The following is an 18,814-nucleotide window of genomic DNA, read 5'->3' as shown; positions in this document are numbered from 1 at the left end:
ATTTAAATTTTGCTTAAATATAATCGCTTTGCGTATTTTTAAGCCTTTATTTTAAATAAAAAACTTATGAAGCAGTTCTGGTACATTTTACTTTTAGCCGTTTGTTTAACCCAAGCGCAAACACCTTTAAGCGTAGAAAAAATTATTCAAAATCCCAATTGGATGGGCTATTTTCCTAGCCAAATAAATTGGGGACAACAATCTGAAAAAATATACTTCAACTATAATCCAGAACAAAATGAAACCGATTCTTTGTATTCGTTCAATTTGAAGCAAAAAACCATTACTGAAGTTAATCCAACTGACGCTTCTCAACTTATACCACAAAACGCTGTTTCAAACGCAAAACACACTGAAAAAGTATTTACACGTAATGGCAATTTGTTTCATTATGTGATTAAAAAAAATGAACAAAAATTATTATTAGACTTACCTCAACGCATTTCATCGCCTCAATTTTTAACCAAAAACGCCATCGGTTTTGTAATTGATGGAAATGTATACAAACTAGAATTAGAGAACTTTAAAGTGCAACAATTAAGTTTTTTAACTGAAGGAAAAGCGCCTCAAGATCAAGATCAACTTAACGAAAAAGAAGCCTGGTTAAGATCAGAGAATTTAAAGTTACTCGCTGAAGTTCAACAACAAGTTAAAGCTGAAGAATCTCGTAAAACTTATCGTGAACAAAACAATACTTCTGTAAAGCCCTTTTATTTAGGAAATGAACGTGCTTATAATTTTAATATCAGTAAAGATGGGCATTACATCAGCTTCCAAACTTATGTGCCAAGTTCTAGTAAAATGACTTCAGTTCCTGATTTTATTGATGCCTCAGGTTATACTAAAAATCTGCCAGCTCGATCTAAAGTTGGCGATCAAGATCGTAAAACAGCTTTATACCTTTATCATACCAAAACACATGAGGTCACAAAAATAGACCCAACTAACTTACCTAAAATCTCGCAATTACCTGAATACACAAAAGAATATCCCAACCGCGAATGGAAAGAAGAACCAAGATCGGTTACCTATTCTGAAGTTTATTTTTCAGGTGACTCAAAACGAGCCGTGGTAGATATTAGAACACAAGATAACAAAGACCGTTACATCAGTTTAATTGATTTAAAAACTGGTCAATTAGAAGCCTTAGACCATCAACATGATGAGGCTTGGATTGGCGGCCCAGGAATAAATGCCTATTACAATGGTGGCGTTTTAGGTTGGTTACCAGACCACAAACACATTTATTATCAATCTGAAGCAAGTGGGTTTTCACACTTATACCTTCATAATACCTACAACAAACAACAAACCGCTTTAACCAAAGGTCGCTACGAAGTGTTTAATCCGAAACTCTCTAAGAACGGTAAACATTGGTACTTCACTTCATCAAAAATACATCCTGGCGAACGCCATTATTACAAAATGCCTGTTTTTGGTGGAGAACAAAAACAACTTACCCAAATGAAAGGTCGCAACGAAGTGAGCTTATCACCAGACGAAAAATACTTAGCCATTCGATATTCTAATGCAAATACGCCTTGGGAATTGTATTTAAAACGTAATCGCTCTAATGCTAAACCCAAAAAGCTTACCAACGGACAGTCTGATGCATTTAAGGCTTATAACTGGCGTACACCAGAGTTAATTCAATTCACAGCGCAAGATGGTCAAAAACCATACGCAAGATTATACCAACCAAAAACTGAGCAAGCTAATAATGCTGCTGTCATTTTTGTACATGGTGCTGGCTATTTACAAAATGCCCACCATTGGTGGTCTAGCTATTTTAGAGAATATATGTTTCATAACCTTTTGGCTGATTTAGGTTACACCGTTCTAGATATTGATTATCGAGGAAGTGCTGGCTATGGGCGTGATTGGCGAACAGGAATTTACCGTCACATGGGCGGAAAAGATTTAAGTGACCAAGTTGATGGCGCTCAATACTTAGTTGAAAATTTTAATATTAACCCCGAAAAAATTGGCATCTACGGCGGTAGTTATGGTGGGTTTATCACCTTAATGGCATTATTTAACGAAGCTGAAAGTTTTGCTGCTGGTGCGGCTTTGCGTTCGGTGACCGATTGGGCGCATTATAATCATACCTATACCAAAAATATATTAAATGAACCTCATCTGGACCCAATAGCCTACAGACGTTCATCACCAATTTACTTTGCTGAGGGTTTAGAAGATCCATTATTAATCGCTCACGGTATGGTAGATACAAACGTGCATTTTCAAGATGTGGTGAGGCTTTCACAACGCTTAATTGAATTAAAAAAAGACAATTGGGAAATGGCTGTTTACCCAGTTGAAGGCCACGGTTTCACTCAACCCAGTAGTTGGACAGATGAATATAAACGTATTTTAAAACTTTTTGAAACAACAATCGGTCAATAGTCCATAGCATATTTAATGGCAACCGCTTTTAAGACTAAAAAAAACGAAACTTAAATCAAGGCTTAACTTTTCAAACTGATTTTTATACGGTCAATACTTGATAAGCCGTATTTTCGTTCTCATAAAGCGATGCTAACTAAAATGCGGTTATTTTTAGGTTTACTTTTAAGTCTTGTCATGTGCACCAATTACGCACAAGATGAAACTTCATACCGCTTTTTCTCAAAGGAAATTACAACTAAAGAATTAGTAAAACTCGATAGTGTTAGCATTTCTTCTTATCAATTTCAACTGAAATACTTAGATGGCGAAACAGTTTCAGATGAATTATATCAAGTTGATTTCCCAAAAGCAGAGCTTCGTTTAAAGCCTAGTTTAATTCAACAAGCATCAAAATTATATGTTTATTATGCACGATACCCAAAATTGTTTTATCTAAATACAACTGCAGTAGATTCAAGTTATATTTTACCTAATTCGGCCAATACAAATACAAAACTTGTTGACCTTCAACTACAAACACCAAAAGCCAAGCTTAAAAATCCGTTTTCAGGCTTACAAACATCAGGAAACTTATCACGTTCTTTAATTGTTGGCAATAATCAAAATGCTGTTGTACAATCTGAATTAGACCTTCAAATCTCAGGTGAATTAGCAAATGATTTACGAATTAATGCTTCCATTAGAGATGCCAATTTACCTTCGCAAGCTGGCGGATATACGCAGAATTTAAATGAATTTGATCAGATTTTTATTGAACTCGAAGCAAAAAATTGGGCCATTCGCGCTGGTGATATTGATTTATATTCTGAATCGCGTTTTGCCGCCTACACCAAACGTGTACAAGGCTTAAGAATAAAAGCCAATTTTGATGATGAGGGTTCTAATGCTGCATTTGCAGCGGCTGCTTTAGTTCGCGGCGTGTTTAAACGTAGCGAAATTCAAGCTCAGGAAGGTAATCAAGGTCCGTATAAACTTGTAGGAACTAATGGCGAACAATACATTTTAATTGTTTCTGGAAGCGAATCGGTTTTTGTAAATGGCACTAAACTTAAACGAGGTGAAAATGCCGACTACATCATAGATTATAATGCTGGCGAAGTCATTTTTAATGCCAATTACCCAATAGATTCGCGCATGCGTATTATCGTTGAATATCAAGTGGCAGAGCAAAATTATTCACGTGTTATTGCTACAACTGGCGGCCAATTAGAGACAAATCAACTTCGTTTAGCAGCATCCGTTTATCATGAAAGTGATCTTAAAAATCAACCGCTACAACAGTCGCTTACCGAAACGCAAGTTGATTTTTTACAGCTAGCTGGTGACGACCAAAGCCTGATGTTTGCGCCAAGTGCAACACCAGCAGAATACAATGAAAACCGTATTTTATACAGACAAGAAAATGTAAATGGTGAAATTATATATGTATTTTCAAATAACCCAGAAGATGAGCTTTTTAATGTTCGCTTTACGAATGTTGGCGAAAACCAAGGTAATTATGTTGTTAGCGATCAAGAAGCCATTACTACAATTTTTGAATATGTTGCACCCGTTAATGGTATACCACAAGGTAGTTATGAGCCAATTGTACGTTTAATTGCGCCTACACAATTGCAAATCGGAAACATTAGCGGAAGTTATCAGACCTTTAAACATCAGGACATTAAATTTGAACTCTCAGCTAGCAGAAATGATGAAAATTTATATTCAACTTTAGACGATGACAATAATGAAGGTATTGCGGCTCATGTAGAACTTAATCAAAGCCTTTTAACAGCTGATTCTTTAAATCCGCACGACTTGAAATTAACAGGTCAAATAGACTTTATAGACCAAAACTACCAGAGTATTGAACGCTTGTATAATGTTGAGTTTAATCGAGATTGGAATATTGAAACACCCTTAAATGCCAACCAAAATTATTATAGAATTGGTAGTGCTTACAATTTTAACGCTCAATTAAAAGCTAGGTATGCCTTTGAGAAGCTTCAATTTGGTGAGTTTTATGATGGTCAAAAACATATCTTTTCAACTCAGTCACAATTTAAAAAACTTCAGTTTAATGCGCGCGGTAGTTATTTAGAAACGGAAAGCCAATCCCTTGAAACTGAATTCTTTCGTTTATTTTCTTCAGCTGAATATAGCTTAAATAAAACTTGGGTAGGTACAAGTTTTGATACTGAACGTAATGAATTACTTGATGTTGAAACACAAGAATATTCTAATTTAAGTCAAGGTTTTGCAGCTTACTCGGCTTATGTTGGTGTTGGCGACAGTACTAAAGTTTACAGCAAGTTATCTTATACGTTTCGAGAAAATGACAGTTTGCGGCAAAACAAGTTACAACGTGTTAATTCGTCTCATAATTTCAGTCTTGAAAGTACACTTATCAAACAAAAAAACACCAATTTAAGTCTGTTTGGACGCTGGAGAAAATTACAATTTAACCAACAAAATATTCCTGACGAAACTTCTGTCAATGGTCGTTTACGCTATACACAAAGTCTGTTTAACTCGGCATTAAATTTAACCACAGCTTATGAAACTAATAGTGGAAACATTGCCCGACAAGCCTTTACATACGTTGAAGTTGAACCTGGTCAAGGACAATATACGTGGATTGATTATAATGCTAATGAAATTCAAGAATTAAACGAGTTTGAAGTTGCTCAATTTCAAGACCAAGCGCGATATATTAGAGTTTTACTTCCTAATCAAAATTTTGTGCGCACTAATCGAAACCGTTTTAGCCAACAAGTACAAGTCGATTTTAAGCGCTTTGCTAATACAGAACGTCCCTTAAAGTTTTTAAGTCATTTTTATAATCAAACGAGTTTAATTATTGATCAACAAGTAGAACGCGATGGTTCAGGAATCAAATTAAATCCATTTACTTCATCGGGTGAGCAATTAATTGGCCAGAATAATGTAATTAGAAATAGCTTATTTTTTAATAGAGGTCTGCGCAAATACAGTACAACTTATAACTTCAACCTCAGCGAAAGTAAAAATTTATTAATTGTCGGTTTGCAAAGTCAATTAAACCGTTTACATGAACTTCAATTTCAACATGAAATTAAAGAGTTGTGGTTATTTACTCTTAATCAAAAACTTACTCAAAGTGAGCAAGCTTCAGCTAATTTTGAAAACCGAAATTTTAAAATAGATGGATTCCAAGTTTCGCCTAAATTTTCATATTTACCCGCAGGAAACAAACAATTTGATGTGTTTTATAGTTTTAAAAATGCTGAAACCAGTTTAGGAGAATTTGCGCTTTTAGAGCAGCACGAATTGGGTTTAAGTTTTAATGTCAATAACCAACAAAAATACAGTCTTCGTGGTGAGTTGAAGTATATAAAAAATGCTTTTGAAGGAAATGCAAATTCTCCTGTTGCCTTTCAGTTATTAGAAGGTTTGCAGCCCGATGATAATTTTACATGGTCATTGTTTTTACAAAAGCGTTTGAGTAATTTTTTAGATGTTAATATTACCTATTTAGGCAGAAAAACACCCCAAAATGCAACAATTCATACAGGGAATATTCAGTTAAGAGCTTTCTTTTAATTTTTGCTCATTTGTTATTGTTTTTCAATAACGATTAATATATTTGTTATTGAAAAACGATAATTAATATTCATGAAAACAAGTTTAAAATTACTTTATGTTGGGGTTCAGTTTTTACGTCTAGTTTTAAGCGCTTGTATAGTGGTTTATACCTATTTATTTTTTAATGACATTGATGATATGTTAACATCATATTTACGCTTTGCCTTAATTAGCTTACCTGTATTTATATTTTGGGTATTTGCATTTAGCGCTTTAAATAAAATTGTACCTGTTATAAAACGCTGTCTTAATCAGGATTTTTTTGCTCCAGAAAATGCCAAATCAATACGCTTTTTAGCCTATGTTTTAATCATTTATGCAATTGGTTCGCCTATTTTAAATTTTGTTTTTAAAGTAATTGAACATGGTAAATTTGAGCTAAGCCTTGCATTTGATATAGAACATGCCTTTGTAAGTCATTTTGCATTGGGGCTCATTTTATTGATTTTAGCTCAAATCATCAATCGTGGTAGAACGCTAGAAATCGACCAAAAATTAACCATTTAATTATAGCGAAATGTTTAAAAAAGCAAGCTTTAAACTCATTTTTGATATTCTATTTTATTTGGTAATTCTTGATACAGCTTCAACTTTAATCCTTAGTTTAATTGAAGTCTTTTCGGTTAATCATACCTCTGAATCTCTTGTAGATTATCCTGTATTTTTCATAAGTAATCTTGTATTTTCAATAGCCTTTGTGTTTGTTGCTTTTCATTTAAGAAAAGTTGCGCAACTTTTTATAGTCAATGGTGAATTTAAATCTTTAAACTTAGTTAAGCACCTTAAACGCTGTGGGCAATTTTTGGTGGTTCTAGGTTTAAGTTTAATGGCCAGATATCTTGCTTCACCAAATATTATTGAAATTGCTACGGAAAAAGTTGACCCATCTAATTCTGTTCTCAACTTGTTACTTTTTGTAATTGGTTTGAGTTTTATTCGCCTGAGTAAAATGCTGAAATTATCCATTGAAGCCAAGCAAGCACAAGATTTAACGATTTAAGCTATGCCCATAAAAATTAATTTAGACCAGTTGCTTAAAGAGCGCAATATGCAGTCGGTAGATTTAGCCAATGCTATTGGCATTACCAAAGCTAACTTATCAATTTTAAAAACTGGTAAAGCTAAAGCCATTCGGTTTTCAACACTTCAACACATATGTCAAGTTTTAGAATGCCAACCTGGCGACATTTTGGAGTATGTTGAAGATGCGCCTTAGTCTTTATACATTCTGACCACCAATTCACCTTCAGCATTCATTGAGGCGCGATACATCCCTGGCGTATTAAATTCCATACTCATTTGCCCTGTATTATCAATCCCTATAATACCACCATTTCCACCTAAATCTGGAAGTTTTTCTTGAATAACTTTTTGGCTCGCTTGGTTTAAAGATTCACCTAAATACGCCATACGTGCAGAAATATCATGAGCCACAGCACCACGTATAAAAAATTCGCCCCAACCCGTAGCTGAAATGGCACAAGTTTTATTATTAGCGTAGGTTCCTGCACCGATAATAGGCGAATCACCAATGCGACCCCATTTTTTATTGGTCATGCCTCCGGTTGAAGTTCCTGCGGCTAAATTTCCATTTTGATCTAAAGCCACACAACCGACTGTCCCGAATTTCGTATCATCTATAAAACTATCGGTATAAGCTGTTTTTTCTTTGTTTTTTACCCGTTGCAAAACATCAAATCGATCTTGCGTAAAAAAATAGCTCGGATCAACAATTTCTATGCCTTGATCAGCGGCAAACTGCTCAGCGCCTTTTCCTGAAAGCAAAACATGTGGAGAATTTTTCATCACCTCAAAAGCAAGTTTAATCGGGTTTTTAACCGTTTCTACACCAGCAACCGCGCCAGCATTTCGTGTTTGGCCTTCCATAATCGAAGCATCTAATGAGTTTTTCTCGTCATTTGTAAAAACGGCACCTTTGGCTGAATTGAATAAAGGTGAGTTTTCCATAATCACAATACTTGCCTGAACGGCATCAATAGCATTACCACCATTCTTTAAAATTTCATGCCCAGCTACAACCGCTTCAGTTAATTTTGCTTCATAGACTTTTTGTAAAGAATCAGTCATATTTTCGCGTGTAATTGTCCCAGCGCCACCATGAATAGCAATTCCGAATGTTTGTGAAGCATTTTCTTTTTCTACGGAATTTGAATTTAACGATTGAGCTTCAGTTGGTTCTGAATTTTGACAACCCACTAAAAATAGGCCTACTATTAAGCTTAAAAGTTTACAGTTGAAGTTAAGGCGTAAAGTCTTCATTATTTTCATTTCAGTTAAAGTTATAGGTTTAATAAATAATTTAATGCCTTTTCATCGATTGTTAAAAGTTCGGCATCTGGTAAGCGTTTTAACAACCTTTGCCAGTTTTTATCAATTTCGAAAATGCGTTCAAATATTGGGACTGATGTTTTAACATCTCCTGAATTGGCTAGTGCTACAGCTTTCCAGAATTTCATTTCGAGGTTTGTGGGCTCTAAGGCTTCAGCTTTTGAGTAAGCCTCTAAAGCTGCTTTCAAGTTATTTTGTTCCATAGCAACATCGCCTTGATTCATATAATCATAGGCGCGATGAACTTTAAGTAAGCGTTCAAGCTCTTTGATGGGTGTTTTATGATCATCAACTCTTAAATCAATACGCTTATCGTTCCAAGGCTGTTGAGCTTTTTCAGGACCCACAACAATTAAAGCAGCCGATTGTTTTCCGCGAATATCGCCACCAGCGGCTTGCGCTGCTTTCATAGCTTTAACAACACGCTCGGCTAAAGCTAAATTTTTATGATTTTTAAAAGCCTCATACATTTTTTCAACAACGGTTTCATTAAGCATCATATTAGCTTGTACTGAAAAGTTGTCTCCTATTTTATGCTGTGCATGAGCGATACACTTTTGACCCGTATGTACGGCAATTTCACCCTTAGCATCTAAAATGGCAACTTGTCTAAAGGCTTTTGCTTGATCTTGTTGTTTAAGTTTTTCAAGCGCTTTTTTAGGCGTGTAATTCTGTTCGAGGAGTTGTAAACCTTCATAACCATAGCGCTCACTCACAAAAGATTGAGTCGCTACAACGCCAACACCAGATTTTCCCCAAGGCACAACTGAGCCAACTGAAAACCAATGGCTTTGAACACCAACGGCCATTTCGCCAGTTTCGGCATCACGCGCAACAATAGAGAATGTATGCGCAAAGGAATCTTTAATCGGAATCTGTTGAGGAAAAGAAAAAACAGAATATAAAAAACAAGCTAAGGCAATACAATTTTTCATGTTCTTAGGTTTTGCCCTAAATTACAACTTTAAATTGAATTGCTTAATGAAGCTTTGGTTTGTTATAAAATTATCTGTTTTTACAGTTTAATGTGGTAATTTACTTTTGAGTAAACCGTAAACAAATGTACCTAAAATAGCGCTTCCAACAACCAATAAAATAGGCAAATATCCGGCGCCAATTAAAACATACATCGGTCCAGGGCAAGCGCCAGCCAATGCCCAACCTAAACCAAATAAAATGCCGCCTAAAATATATCTCCAAAATGATTTTGCTTTTGGTTGCAAATGCATATCAGCACCATTTAAGGCTTTAATTTGCTTACGTTTTATGAGTTGAACACCTACAACACCAATCGCTAAAGCTGAGCCGATAATGCCATACATGTGAAAAGATCCAAACTCAAACATTTCGTAAATCCTAAACCACGAAGCGGCTTCAGATTTATACATTACAATTCCAAAAAAAACACCTACGATTAAAAATATTATTGATTTCATAGTTTAAAATATTAAAGGATAAATTAAATGAATCATCACTAAACCGCCGATAAAAAACCCTATCACCGAAATAAGTGATGGTAATTGAAGGTTACTTAGACCAGAAATAGCGTGACCAGAAGTACAGCCACCAGCATATCTTGCGCCAAACCCTACCAAAAAGCCACCTACAATTAAAATAGCTAAAACCTTAGGATTGCTTAAGGCTTCTGCTGAAAAAAGCTCACTTGGCAAATAGGCGTCATCAGCACTTTCAATACCGTAACTTTCAAGTGTTTGAGCAACATCATCATTAATATTGACAGAATTATTTGATAGGTAATTGTTGGCTAAAAAACCGCCAATTACAGCACCAACCACAACTATTAAATTCCAACGTTGTGTTTTCCAATCAAACTTAAAAAAATCTGCTACTTTTCCAGCACCTCCAATTGTACAAGCAGTTCTCAGGTTTGATGACATTCCAAAATTCTTGCCTAAAAACAATAAAATAAACATAGTTAAGGCAATTAAAGGCCCAGAAATATACCAAGGCCAAGGTTCATAAATCCAATTCATAGTTATAGGTTTTTTGCAAATAAAGTAATCCAATTAAGTATTGAATGTAACCTTAGTTACGTTTTTCTTGTATAAGTTTTAAAGCTTTACTAATACTAGCATAAATTTTTGCTAACTCATTGTTATTAATGACAAAAGGCGGCAAACAGTAAATGGTTTGTCCTAATGGTCTTAAAAAAACGCCTTGTTCCATGAAAAATTGAAATAGCCAATTGCGTTCTTTTCCATAGCGTGACATTTCTATATTAAGATCTAAAGCGAAAATAACGCCTAAATGCCTTACCGACTTGACCAAAGGATGTTGCTCAATTTGGCAAGCAAAAGCTTTGTGCTGTTCAGCTATTTCAACTATTTGCTTTTGAATAGCATCACTTTTGAGCAATTTTATACTGGCAATAGCTGCCGCACAAGCTAAAGGGTTTCCGGTATAGGTATGGCCATGAAATAAACCCTTAGCAATGTCATTATCATAAAAAGCCTTATAAATTTTCTTGGTACAAGAGGTTAATCCCATTGGTACCATTCCAGCGCTTAAAGCCTTACTAAAACACATTATATCAGGCTTGGTTTTTACTTGGTCTGATGCAAAAAAAGTTCCTGTTTTACCAAAACCCGTCATAACTTCATCTGCAATGCAAATAATATTTGCTTTTTTACAACGCTTTAAAATTTCATCTAAAGCTTTGACATCGTAGATTTTCATGGCTGCCGCACCTTGAACTATAGGCTCATAAATAAAACCAGCAATAGCTTCTGTTGCAATAAGTTGGTCTAGCTGAGCTAAAACAGCAGCGTTATTATGGCCTTCAGGACGTGGAATACGAACAACTTCTATAAAATGATCCTCAAATGCACCATTATAAACTGATAAGCCAGAGACGGACATCGCCCCAAAGGTATCACCATGAAAACCTTCTTCTAAAGCCAGCATGACCTGGCGCTTTTGGCCTTGATTGTGGTGATATTGCAAGGCCATTTTAATACCAATTTCGGTAGCAGTTGAACCATTATCATTAAAAAATAATTTTTGCTGATTAGATGGTAAAATATCTAAAAGCGCTTCAGCCAGATTTACAGCTGGCTCATGTGTAAAACCACTAAAAACAATTTGATCAAGCGTTTGCATTTGATGATGAACCGCCTCAATAATTTCGGGATGGCAATGCCCAAACATACTTGTATACCAAGAGGCAATCCCGTCGATGTAAGATTTACCGGATTCATCGGTTAACCAAACGCCTTTAGCTTTTTTGATCGCTAACATCTTTCCACTGGTTTTATGTTGCGTTAACGGATGCCAAATATGCTTTGCATCACGTGCGGAAATTGATGGGTTTGGCTGAAATAATTTTGAGATATGCTCTAGCGTCGAATTCATGAAATTGACTTCAGTTGTTGCAGGTTTTCGCTGAAGGTTCTAGCGTAAGATTGAATAACTTCAGTTGTAATTTCGGCTTCATTATTAATTCTACCAATAACATTTAATGGAAATCGCTTTAATATAATCGACTCGGTTGAAGGGTTTTCGTCACCATTAAATAGCAAATGTATGTGCTTAAATCCTTTAGACTTCAAATATTCTAAAGTTAATAATGTATGGTTAATACTACCCAGATAATGCCGTGAAACAACTACTATATGGTCTTTCTCTTTTGCTAGGTTTATTACATTTTCGGTATTATTCACCGGTACTAAAATACCACCAGCACCTTCAATGACTAAATGATTAGTGGTGTTTGGACGGTTAACTTGATTTAATTGAATTTGAACTTCATCAATTTCAGCTGCAGCATGCGGACTCATTGGCGTTTGTAAAGCATGAGCATTATCAAAAAACTGGGATTGAGCGTTGCTCACTAAGCGCTTGACTTTATGTGTATCTGAGTTGTTTAAATCACCTGCTTGAATAGGTTTCCAATAGTCGGCTTTTAGGGCTTCTGTAATGATAGCTGCCGCTACCGTTTTGCCAACATCAGTGCCAATACCTGTAACAAAAATCGTCATTTTTAAAAGCTTCTTTTTAATTAAAATCAGGCTTGCGTTTATTGAGGAAAGCTTGTGTTCCTTCAGCAAAATCGTCTGTGCCAAAGGCTTCTCCAAAAGCTTTGATTTCAGTTTCAAAACCATTGGTACCATCTTCATAATTCGCATTAACTGCTTTAATTGCTGCGGCAATTGCTTGACTAGAATTATTCATAATTTTATGCGCTAATTTTTCGGCAAGATCAAGCAACTCATTTGGTGTGGTAACGTGATTAACTAAGCCATAGTCTTTAGCAGTTTTAGCATCAATCATGCCTGCGGTCATAATCATTTCCATCGCACGACCTTTACCTACTAATTGAGGTAAACGTTGCGTGCCACCATAACCAGGAATAACGCCTAAAGAAGTTTCAGGTAAACCCATTTTAGCATTTTCGCTGGCAACTCTAAAATGTGCAGCCATCGCTAATTCTAATCCGCCGCCTAATGCAAATCCGTTAATGGCTGCAATCACAGGTTTCGGAAAATTCGCGATATAGTCAAATACAATTTCTTGGCCTTTTGCCGCTAAGTCGGTGCCTTCTGCAACATTATAATCTGCAAACTCTGAAATATCGGCACCGGCAACAAAGGCTTTTTCGCCACTTCCGGTTAAAATAACAACACGTACGTTAGCTTGGTCTTTTAAATGTTTAAATGCCGTGTGAATCTCCTGAATGGTTTCACGATTTAAAGCGTTTAGTTTTTTGGGACGTGCAATAGCTAATGTAGCTATGGCATCTTTAATATTGAGTTCTAGGTTTTGAAAATTCATAGTTTTTAATTTTTAGGTATTGAAATCACAAAGGTACTACCTTGATTAAGTTTAGAGGTTAATTTTATACTGCCTTTATAATTTTCGACTAAATTTTTGACCATACCAAGACCTAATCCCATACCACTTGATTTGGTCGTAAATTTTGGTTCAAAAATATGTTGTTGATGGTCTTCAGAAATGCCACAACCATTATCTTGAACTGAAATTTTAACCCTATTATCGAGTTCGGTAACTTCAACTAAAATCTCTGGCTCAGATTGCTCAGTAGTTGCTTGAATTGCGTTTTTTAGAAGGTTAGTAATGATGCGAATCCACTGAGTTTTATCAAATTTCAAATCAATTTCAGACTGATTTGTGGTTAGCTGAATATAATTAGCATTAAAAATATCGATGGCCAGCTTAGTAGTTTCGACAAGGTTGATGGTTTCAGACTTTTGGGCTGGCATTTGCGCAAAGTCTGAAAATGCTGAGGCAATGGTGCTCAAGGTATCTATTTGTTGAATTAATGAGCTAGAAAAATCTTTAAGTTTGGTTTTAATATCTGGATCATCTGCTTTAAAACGACGCTCAAAATTTTGAATGTTTAGGCGCATAGGTGTCAACGGATTTTTAATTTCGTGCGCCACTTGTTTGGCCATTTGTCGCCAAGCTTCATCACGTTCAGATTTAGCGAGTTTTGCTGCGCTTTCTTCAAGCTGGTCGACCATGGCGTTGTAAGAATGAATGAGCGGCTTGATTTCTGAGCTGAGTCTATCAGCTTTAATTTTTGGATTTTTTTGGTCTAAGCGGGTTTGGTTTAAAGTTTGACTGATGGCTTTAAGCGAACGTGTGATGTAATTAGATTGAAAATACGCCAAAACCATAGCGGCTATTAGCATTATGGCATAAACTTGTGCTAATAAGATTAAAAAATCGTTTAACTCACGTTCTAAAAAACCATCGTCTTCTATGTAAGGTAAATTTAAAATGCCAATAGGTTTAAAATATTTATCGAGAATGTAAGTGTAAGAAGATTGGTATTTTTGGTTGTCTTCTACAAAGCTATTTACGTATTTTTTGTTAGAAGAATTTTGTAAAGCGATTAATGCTTTTTCGGGCATTTGAGTTGATATACTATCAAGGTAAAACTTGGTCATTGACGACTTTAATAAGTGACCTTGGGTATCGTAAATATTAATTTCAGTGTCGTGAATATCTTGTATTTCATAAATTTTTTCTTTAAAAATAAGTGGTAAGTTTTCCGTATTTACGGTGTAATAAGTGGTTCTTAAAATGTAGTTGATGTTAGCGCGAATGGCATTTTCTTTTCGGTTGAGCTTTTCGCGGTGCAAATCTTCTGCTTCCTGCTTGTACTGGTAAACTGTAACAATTGCAATAAGTACTGATGCACCGATGACCAAAGCAATCATCGATAAAAATATGCGTGTACTTAAAGAGCGTTTAAACATCTTCACCTTTAGCTTTTCTAAAATTTTTATAAGCTCTAATGCCTAACATGAGTAATACGGCTAAACCAACTAAACCAACAAGCCCGTAAATCCAATTAATAGCGCTTTTTAATATTACTAAAAATACAACGGCAAATAAAATAATCGTGGCGCCTTCATTCCATAAACGCATTTGGTTGGAGGTCCAACGAATATCGTCTTGTTGAAATTGTTTGTAGATAAAATGATTTTTGAGATGATAAGCAAACAATAAAATAACAAAAGCAAGTTTTACATGCATCCAGCCTTGTTGAAGCCAATATGGATTAATAATTAATAACCAAACAGCAAAAAGTGTTGCCAGAATAGCTGAAGGCCAAGTGATAATATTCCATAAGCGTTTAGTCATAAGCTTCAATTGTTCACTTAAAATTTTAGATTCTGGTTTCGGTTTTAAACTGGCTTCAATTTGATAAATAAATAATCGCGGGATATAAAATAAGCCCGCAAACCAAGTGATGACAAAAATGAGGTGTAGGGCTTTAATGTAATTATAGGTCATTTTATTGAGCTTATGGCAAAAGTTGAAGTTACAAAATTAAGCGCTTGGCTTGAAACATTATACAAATTAAAGCTTATTTAAGGCTTCTTGTTATTTTGTAAGATGTAAACCAACACAAATCCGCCAGCGCCACCCATGAATGTCCAAGCTGTACTTCCGAACCAATGGCTAGTTACGTAGGCCAAAAAACCGAATACGATGATGATAATGCCTATTATTTTTAGGTTTTTTGAAGTCATACGCAAGTCTACATTTAATGCAATTAAGTTTTAAATTTACAATTAAAATAGTTAAGCGACAGATTCCAGGCCATAAAAGTTGATTGAAGCTAACTTAACTTCAACTGATGTATTTTAATAGAGCCTTCAACTGGTCGTGTATTAACATAACTAAAAGTTGCATGCTATGCTCAGGTTTTGAATAAATTTGAGATTTTGTTTGAAGTTTAAGAGTTATTTCAACTTAGGAAATAGATAGATTTAGTGTAAGCTTACATCTTAAAGAAGCATCATTGCCTGTTAGAACAAAGATTTAGTCATGACGACTGTTGTACCCTCTTTTATATCTTGTTTTAACAGGCGTTCCCGCTATGGGCGATGCTTATTTTATAATGGCATAATATCTACCATAAGGTCGTTATTATTTTGGTAAGTAATCATGCCAACAAATTCTATTTTAAGCTTTAAATAATCTTTGAGGTATAGAAATTTTTCAGGTAAATAACCCAAACAAGTATTGGTTTCGTTTACAACTTTTATATGGTTATTATGATAGATTAGACTTACGAAACTACCCATACGAGGCTGTGTTTGATGTTGTGTGAAATAGTCTGACTGATCACTTTTAATAAGAGCTGCCGAAAAATGAAGCTGATGTTTAGTATTTATACTTGAGGCTGCTTGATTGAACAAACTAGGGTCGCAAATTTCGTAAGTTACGGTTTTCATTGTTGAAGCATTTGGGGAAATAGCAGTGCATGAACTGTTCATAACAATTTGTTTTAATAACATGATAAACTTACGAGCTATTAATTAACTTGCGGTTGTCATTTACCGTAAAAAAAGTAAGCATAATCCGTACTTTTTAGGGCAAAAACACCTGATTTACGCGATAAAGTTGTGTTTTTGGTGTTTTGTTAAGACTTTTTTAAGAAGCTTTGTAAAACAAAAGGAAATTAAAAAAGCAGCCTAGAATTTAATCTAGACTGCTTTTAATTGATTTAAGTTGAGTTTATTGTTTTGTTATTGTAAATATAGGTTTAGTGGCGCATTAAACTAGCTATAACAATGGCTACTCATTTAAACCTTTTGTAGGCATTGAATTTATATTATGTTATTACCACGTTTTTTATTACTAAACCAGATTTTCAATTTTCATCTTAAAAATTTCACTTTTAACTAAATAAAAAATAAACCAAAGTAAACTAATTGTAATAAATATTACTAAAAGATACGTATAATCATAATCATATTTAGAAAATTTAGTTAATTCTAATATAATAAAGGCTATAAGCAACATAATTGTCTGATATATCATAGATTTTTTAATTGAGGTTTGAATAAACCCTGAAATACCATTAAAACCTTCTAATTTATCACTTATTTTTATTATTTCTTGATTATCTGAAATTTGTATATGTGAAAATAAATTAAATCCTAAATTAACTACAATTAATCTTCGATTTTCATAATATTCAAAATTGTAGTTGTATTTATTTAAAAAATTTAATATTTTTTGAATATTTTTCATTTATATTGAGTTTATATACAACTTCTTGATCCATCACTATTTTCTTGTAACTCTTCTACAAGGGCAGAATATCCTTGACTTCCAACTGATGCTCCAACTATTCCGCCAAAACCACCTATAGCTGTTCCAAGTAAGCCTCCAAAAATGCCACCAGCTGCGTCTGCAATTCTTACTTGATTTTTAGGATCACAATCACTTTTAAAAACAAAAGAATTATTTTCTCTTTCTGTCCAAAATTGATCTGATGCCAAATATACTGATGTAAATATTTCTAGTCCCTTTTCGTCATTATATTTCATTACACCTTTCTTTTTAAAACGCGAAATACTATTAAGGATTTGATTTTTATTAGGGTTAGAAATAACAAAACTCTCTATCAAATTACCTAATTCTCTTGAGATTTGTTTTTCTGCAACTAACTCATCAATCAAGTATATGCTTCTTTCTCTATAATTAAACTTGGTTTTATCGTTTGTTCCATACAACTTTAGAGACAATTTGGATATTTTAATATCCGAAACATTATTAAAATACTTTGGATACAAAGAATTGTTTATATTTACTAGTTCGTGAGAAAATTCATTTAAGTTAGAATTAATTTTATCAGCTTTCTGCTTATAGTAAGCATTTAATCCAGTATTATGCATTTCTCCATAATCTACTTTTTGATTTTTAAGAGTTATATCTTCAACTACTGAATCACTATCTTCGCTACAAGAAGAGAAAATAAAAATGGCAATTAAACTTAAAATAAATTTTGATAAATTTTTCATTATTATAATTTTTAAAGGAAAAATCATTTTCATTTTTAATAGACTTTTCCAAGTTAGTAAATTTTTTCTACTCTTTCGATTTTCGTAACTCGGTTTACTCTATTTTTTGAACAAGTTAAGCTACTTTGGTAACTCAAAATGTCCTTAAGAGGCTTTTCAACTTTCACATACTCCTCTTACATTATTTTTATGTCGTTAGTTTTCGACTTGGGATGGTCAATCCGTTTTTAACCCCTATGTTAGTTTTAATATGACACAACTTAAATTAACACGATAAACTTACAAGCTATTAATTAACTTGCGGTAGGCATAATCCGTAAAAAAAGTAAGCATAATCCGTACTTTTTAGGGCAAAAACATCTGATTTACACGATAAGGTTATGTTTTTGGGGTTTTGTTAAGACTTTTTTAAGATTTGGAAGCGCTAAAAATTTGACGGTTTTTACAGTATTGTTTAATTCAATTACACGTAACCTTCTTTTTTGGCTTGGATAATGAGTGAGCGGTCATCGTTATTTTGAACTTTAAACACTTCTTTTAAATTACGTTTGCGTTTTTCAAGTGCTGCTTTAGAGAGGTTTATTACATCTGGTAACTCATTCATGCGTGTCCCGATAGAAATTTCATACAATAAACGCCGGTCAATCTCATCAATTAAATAATTATTAGATGCTGTTTTCCTTAAAAGCTGTAAAACGGTTTTACTATAAAAAGGTGGCTGATTAATAACGGTAATCATCGCTTCTTCAAGCGTTTTAGATGTGATGTCATTTTTAACCAGTAGACCATCTGGATTGATTTGCTTTAAAATGCTATTAAGCCGATAATTATTGTTAAATGTGGTTGAAACAATCAGTTTTAAATTGTTGAAAGTAGCCTTTAAAACTGGTGCTAAGTCTTCACCAGATAATATTTTACCGTCGCTAGAAGGCGGAATTTTAATATCTAAAATAACTAAATCAGGTGAAGAATTTTGATGTTTAAATTGGTTAATCACGGCTGTAGCTTGGTCAGCGTCTTCAGCTGAAGTTACTTTAAATTGAAACTGATTTTGTTGAGTTTCGGCTTGTTTAATTGCTGTTTTATAGGCTTCAACTATTAATGGATGGTCGTCAATTATTAAAATTGTGTAGGGTTTAAGCATA

Annotated in this window: 19 protein-coding genes; 5 read left to right on the top strand and 14 right to left on the bottom strand. The window is 34.2% G+C overall.

What is annotated here, in order from left to right:
- The first annotated feature begins 66 nt into the window (after positions 1 to 66).
- The 5 genes from BUB82_RS05620 (at position 67) to BUB82_RS05600 (ending at position 7,231) form a co-directional block, all read left to right on the top strand.
- Positions 67 to 2,406 carry a S9 family peptidase gene (locus BUB82_RS05620; protein WP_073192627.1) on the top strand — a complete coding sequence of 780 codons (2,340 nt, stop codon included), beginning with the start codon at positions 67 to 69 and terminating at the stop codon, positions 2,404 to 2,406.
- A 141-nt stretch (positions 2,407 to 2,547) separates the two neighbouring features.
- Positions 2,548 to 5,973 carry a hypothetical protein gene (locus BUB82_RS05615; RefSeq protein ID WP_073192718.1) on the top strand — a complete coding sequence of 1,142 codons (3,426 nt, stop codon included), beginning with the start codon at positions 2,548 to 2,550 and terminating at the stop codon, positions 5,971 to 5,973.
- 72 nt (positions 5,974 to 6,045) lie between these two features.
- Positions 6,046 to 6,522, top strand: coding sequence for a DUF2975 domain-containing protein (locus BUB82_RS05610; RefSeq protein ID WP_073192626.1), 477 nt, complete (start codon positions 6,046 to 6,048; stop codon positions 6,520 to 6,522).
- Positions 6,523 to 6,532: 10 nt separating this feature from the next.
- Positions 6,533 to 7,015, top strand: a complete 483-nt coding sequence (locus tag BUB82_RS05605) for a hypothetical protein (protein WP_073192625.1) — start codon at positions 6,533 to 6,535, stop codon at positions 7,013 to 7,015.
- Positions 7,016 to 7,018: 3 nt separating this feature from the next.
- Complete coding sequence (locus tag BUB82_RS05600) at positions 7,019 to 7,231, top strand: helix-turn-helix domain-containing protein (protein WP_073192624.1); 213 nt, start codon at positions 7,019 to 7,021, stop codon at positions 7,229 to 7,231.
- Here the strand turns inward: BUB82_RS05600 and BUB82_RS05595 are convergent.
- The 14 genes from BUB82_RS05595 to BUB82_RS05535 all read right to left on the bottom strand — a co-directional run bounded on the left by BUB82_RS05595 (position 7,228) and on the right by BUB82_RS05535 (position 18,813).
- On the bottom strand, positions 7,228 to 8,295 hold the full coding sequence (locus tag BUB82_RS05595; protein ID WP_073192623.1) for an isoaspartyl peptidase/L-asparaginase family protein: 1,068 nt from the start codon (positions 8,293 to 8,295) through the stop codon (positions 7,228 to 7,230). The two genes, BUB82_RS05600 and BUB82_RS05595, sit on opposite strands and share 4 nt — an antisense overlap.
- Before the next feature lie 20 nt (positions 8,296 to 8,315).
- On the bottom strand, positions 8,316 to 9,299 hold the full coding sequence (locus BUB82_RS05590; RefSeq protein WP_073192622.1) for a DUF1028 domain-containing protein: 984 nt from the start codon (positions 9,297 to 9,299) through the stop codon (positions 8,316 to 8,318).
- An 87-nt stretch (positions 9,300 to 9,386) separates the two neighbouring features.
- Positions 9,387 to 9,800 (bottom strand): DUF6691 family protein, encoded by a 414-nt coding sequence (locus tag BUB82_RS05585; protein ID WP_073192621.1) that lies wholly within the window; start codon positions 9,798 to 9,800, stop codon positions 9,387 to 9,389.
- A 3-nt stretch (positions 9,801 to 9,803) separates the two neighbouring features.
- Positions 9,804 to 10,358 carry a YeeE/YedE family protein gene (locus tag BUB82_RS05580; protein ID WP_073192620.1) on the bottom strand — a complete coding sequence of 185 codons (555 nt, stop codon included), beginning with the start codon at positions 10,356 to 10,358 and terminating at the stop codon, positions 9,804 to 9,806.
- Between the two features lie 52 nt (positions 10,359 to 10,410).
- The gene (bioA, locus tag BUB82_RS05575) at positions 10,411 to 11,736 is read right to left on the bottom strand and encodes an adenosylmethionine--8-amino-7-oxononanoate transaminase (protein ID WP_073192619.1); all 1,326 of its coding nucleotides are present in this window, start codon (positions 11,734 to 11,736) and stop codon (positions 10,411 to 10,413) included.
- Positions 11,733 to 12,362 (bottom strand): dethiobiotin synthase, encoded by a 630-nt coding sequence (bioD, locus tag BUB82_RS05570; RefSeq protein ID WP_073192618.1) that lies wholly within the window; start codon positions 12,360 to 12,362, stop codon positions 11,733 to 11,735. Before bioD ends, bioA begins: the two co-directional genes overlap by 4 nt.
- A gap of 16 nt (positions 12,363 to 12,378) precedes the next feature.
- Entirely contained in the window at positions 12,379 to 13,155 is a 777-nt protein-coding gene (locus BUB82_RS05565) for an enoyl-CoA hydratase/isomerase family protein (protein ID WP_073192617.1), read from the bottom strand.
- Positions 13,156 to 13,160: 5 nt separating this feature from the next.
- Positions 13,161 to 14,606, bottom strand: coding sequence for a sensor histidine kinase (locus tag BUB82_RS05560; protein ID WP_073192616.1), 1,446 nt, complete (start codon positions 14,604 to 14,606; stop codon positions 13,161 to 13,163).
- Positions 14,599 to 15,147, bottom strand: a complete 549-nt coding sequence (locus BUB82_RS05555; protein ID WP_073192615.1) for a CopD family protein — start codon at positions 15,145 to 15,147, stop codon at positions 14,599 to 14,601. Before BUB82_RS05555 ends, BUB82_RS05560 begins: the two co-directional genes overlap by 8 nt.
- Positions 15,148 to 15,224: 77 nt before the next feature.
- Positions 15,225 to 15,386 (bottom strand): hypothetical protein, encoded by a 162-nt coding sequence (locus BUB82_RS11760; RefSeq protein WP_159432027.1) that lies wholly within the window; start codon positions 15,384 to 15,386, stop codon positions 15,225 to 15,227.
- A 366-nt stretch (positions 15,387 to 15,752) separates the two neighbouring features.
- A complete protein-coding gene (locus tag BUB82_RS05550) occupies positions 15,753 to 16,136 on the bottom strand; it encodes a hypothetical protein (RefSeq protein WP_143185647.1) in 384 nt (127 codons plus the stop codon).
- A 364-nt stretch (positions 16,137 to 16,500) separates the two neighbouring features.
- Positions 16,501 to 16,896 (bottom strand): hypothetical protein, encoded by a 396-nt coding sequence (locus BUB82_RS05545; protein WP_073192613.1) that lies wholly within the window; start codon positions 16,894 to 16,896, stop codon positions 16,501 to 16,503.
- An 11-nt stretch (positions 16,897 to 16,907) separates the two neighbouring features.
- The gene (locus BUB82_RS05540; RefSeq protein WP_143185646.1) at positions 16,908 to 17,669 is read right to left on the bottom strand and encodes a hypothetical protein; all 762 of its coding nucleotides are present in this window, start codon (positions 17,667 to 17,669) and stop codon (positions 16,908 to 16,910) included.
- A 463-nt stretch (positions 17,670 to 18,132) separates the two neighbouring features.
- Positions 18,133 to 18,813, bottom strand: a complete 681-nt coding sequence (locus tag BUB82_RS05535) for a response regulator (RefSeq protein ID WP_073192611.1) — start codon at positions 18,811 to 18,813, stop codon at positions 18,133 to 18,135.
- Between the last annotated feature and the right edge of the window lies 1 nt (position 18,814).

This window comes from Psychroflexus salarius, assembly GCF_900129035.1.
GTDB lineage: Bacteria > Bacteroidota > Bacteroidia > Flavobacteriales > Flavobacteriaceae > Psychroflexus > Psychroflexus salarius.
The sequence above is the reverse complement of the archived record's forward strand: the minus strand, read 5'-3'. Positions and strand labels throughout refer to the sequence as shown.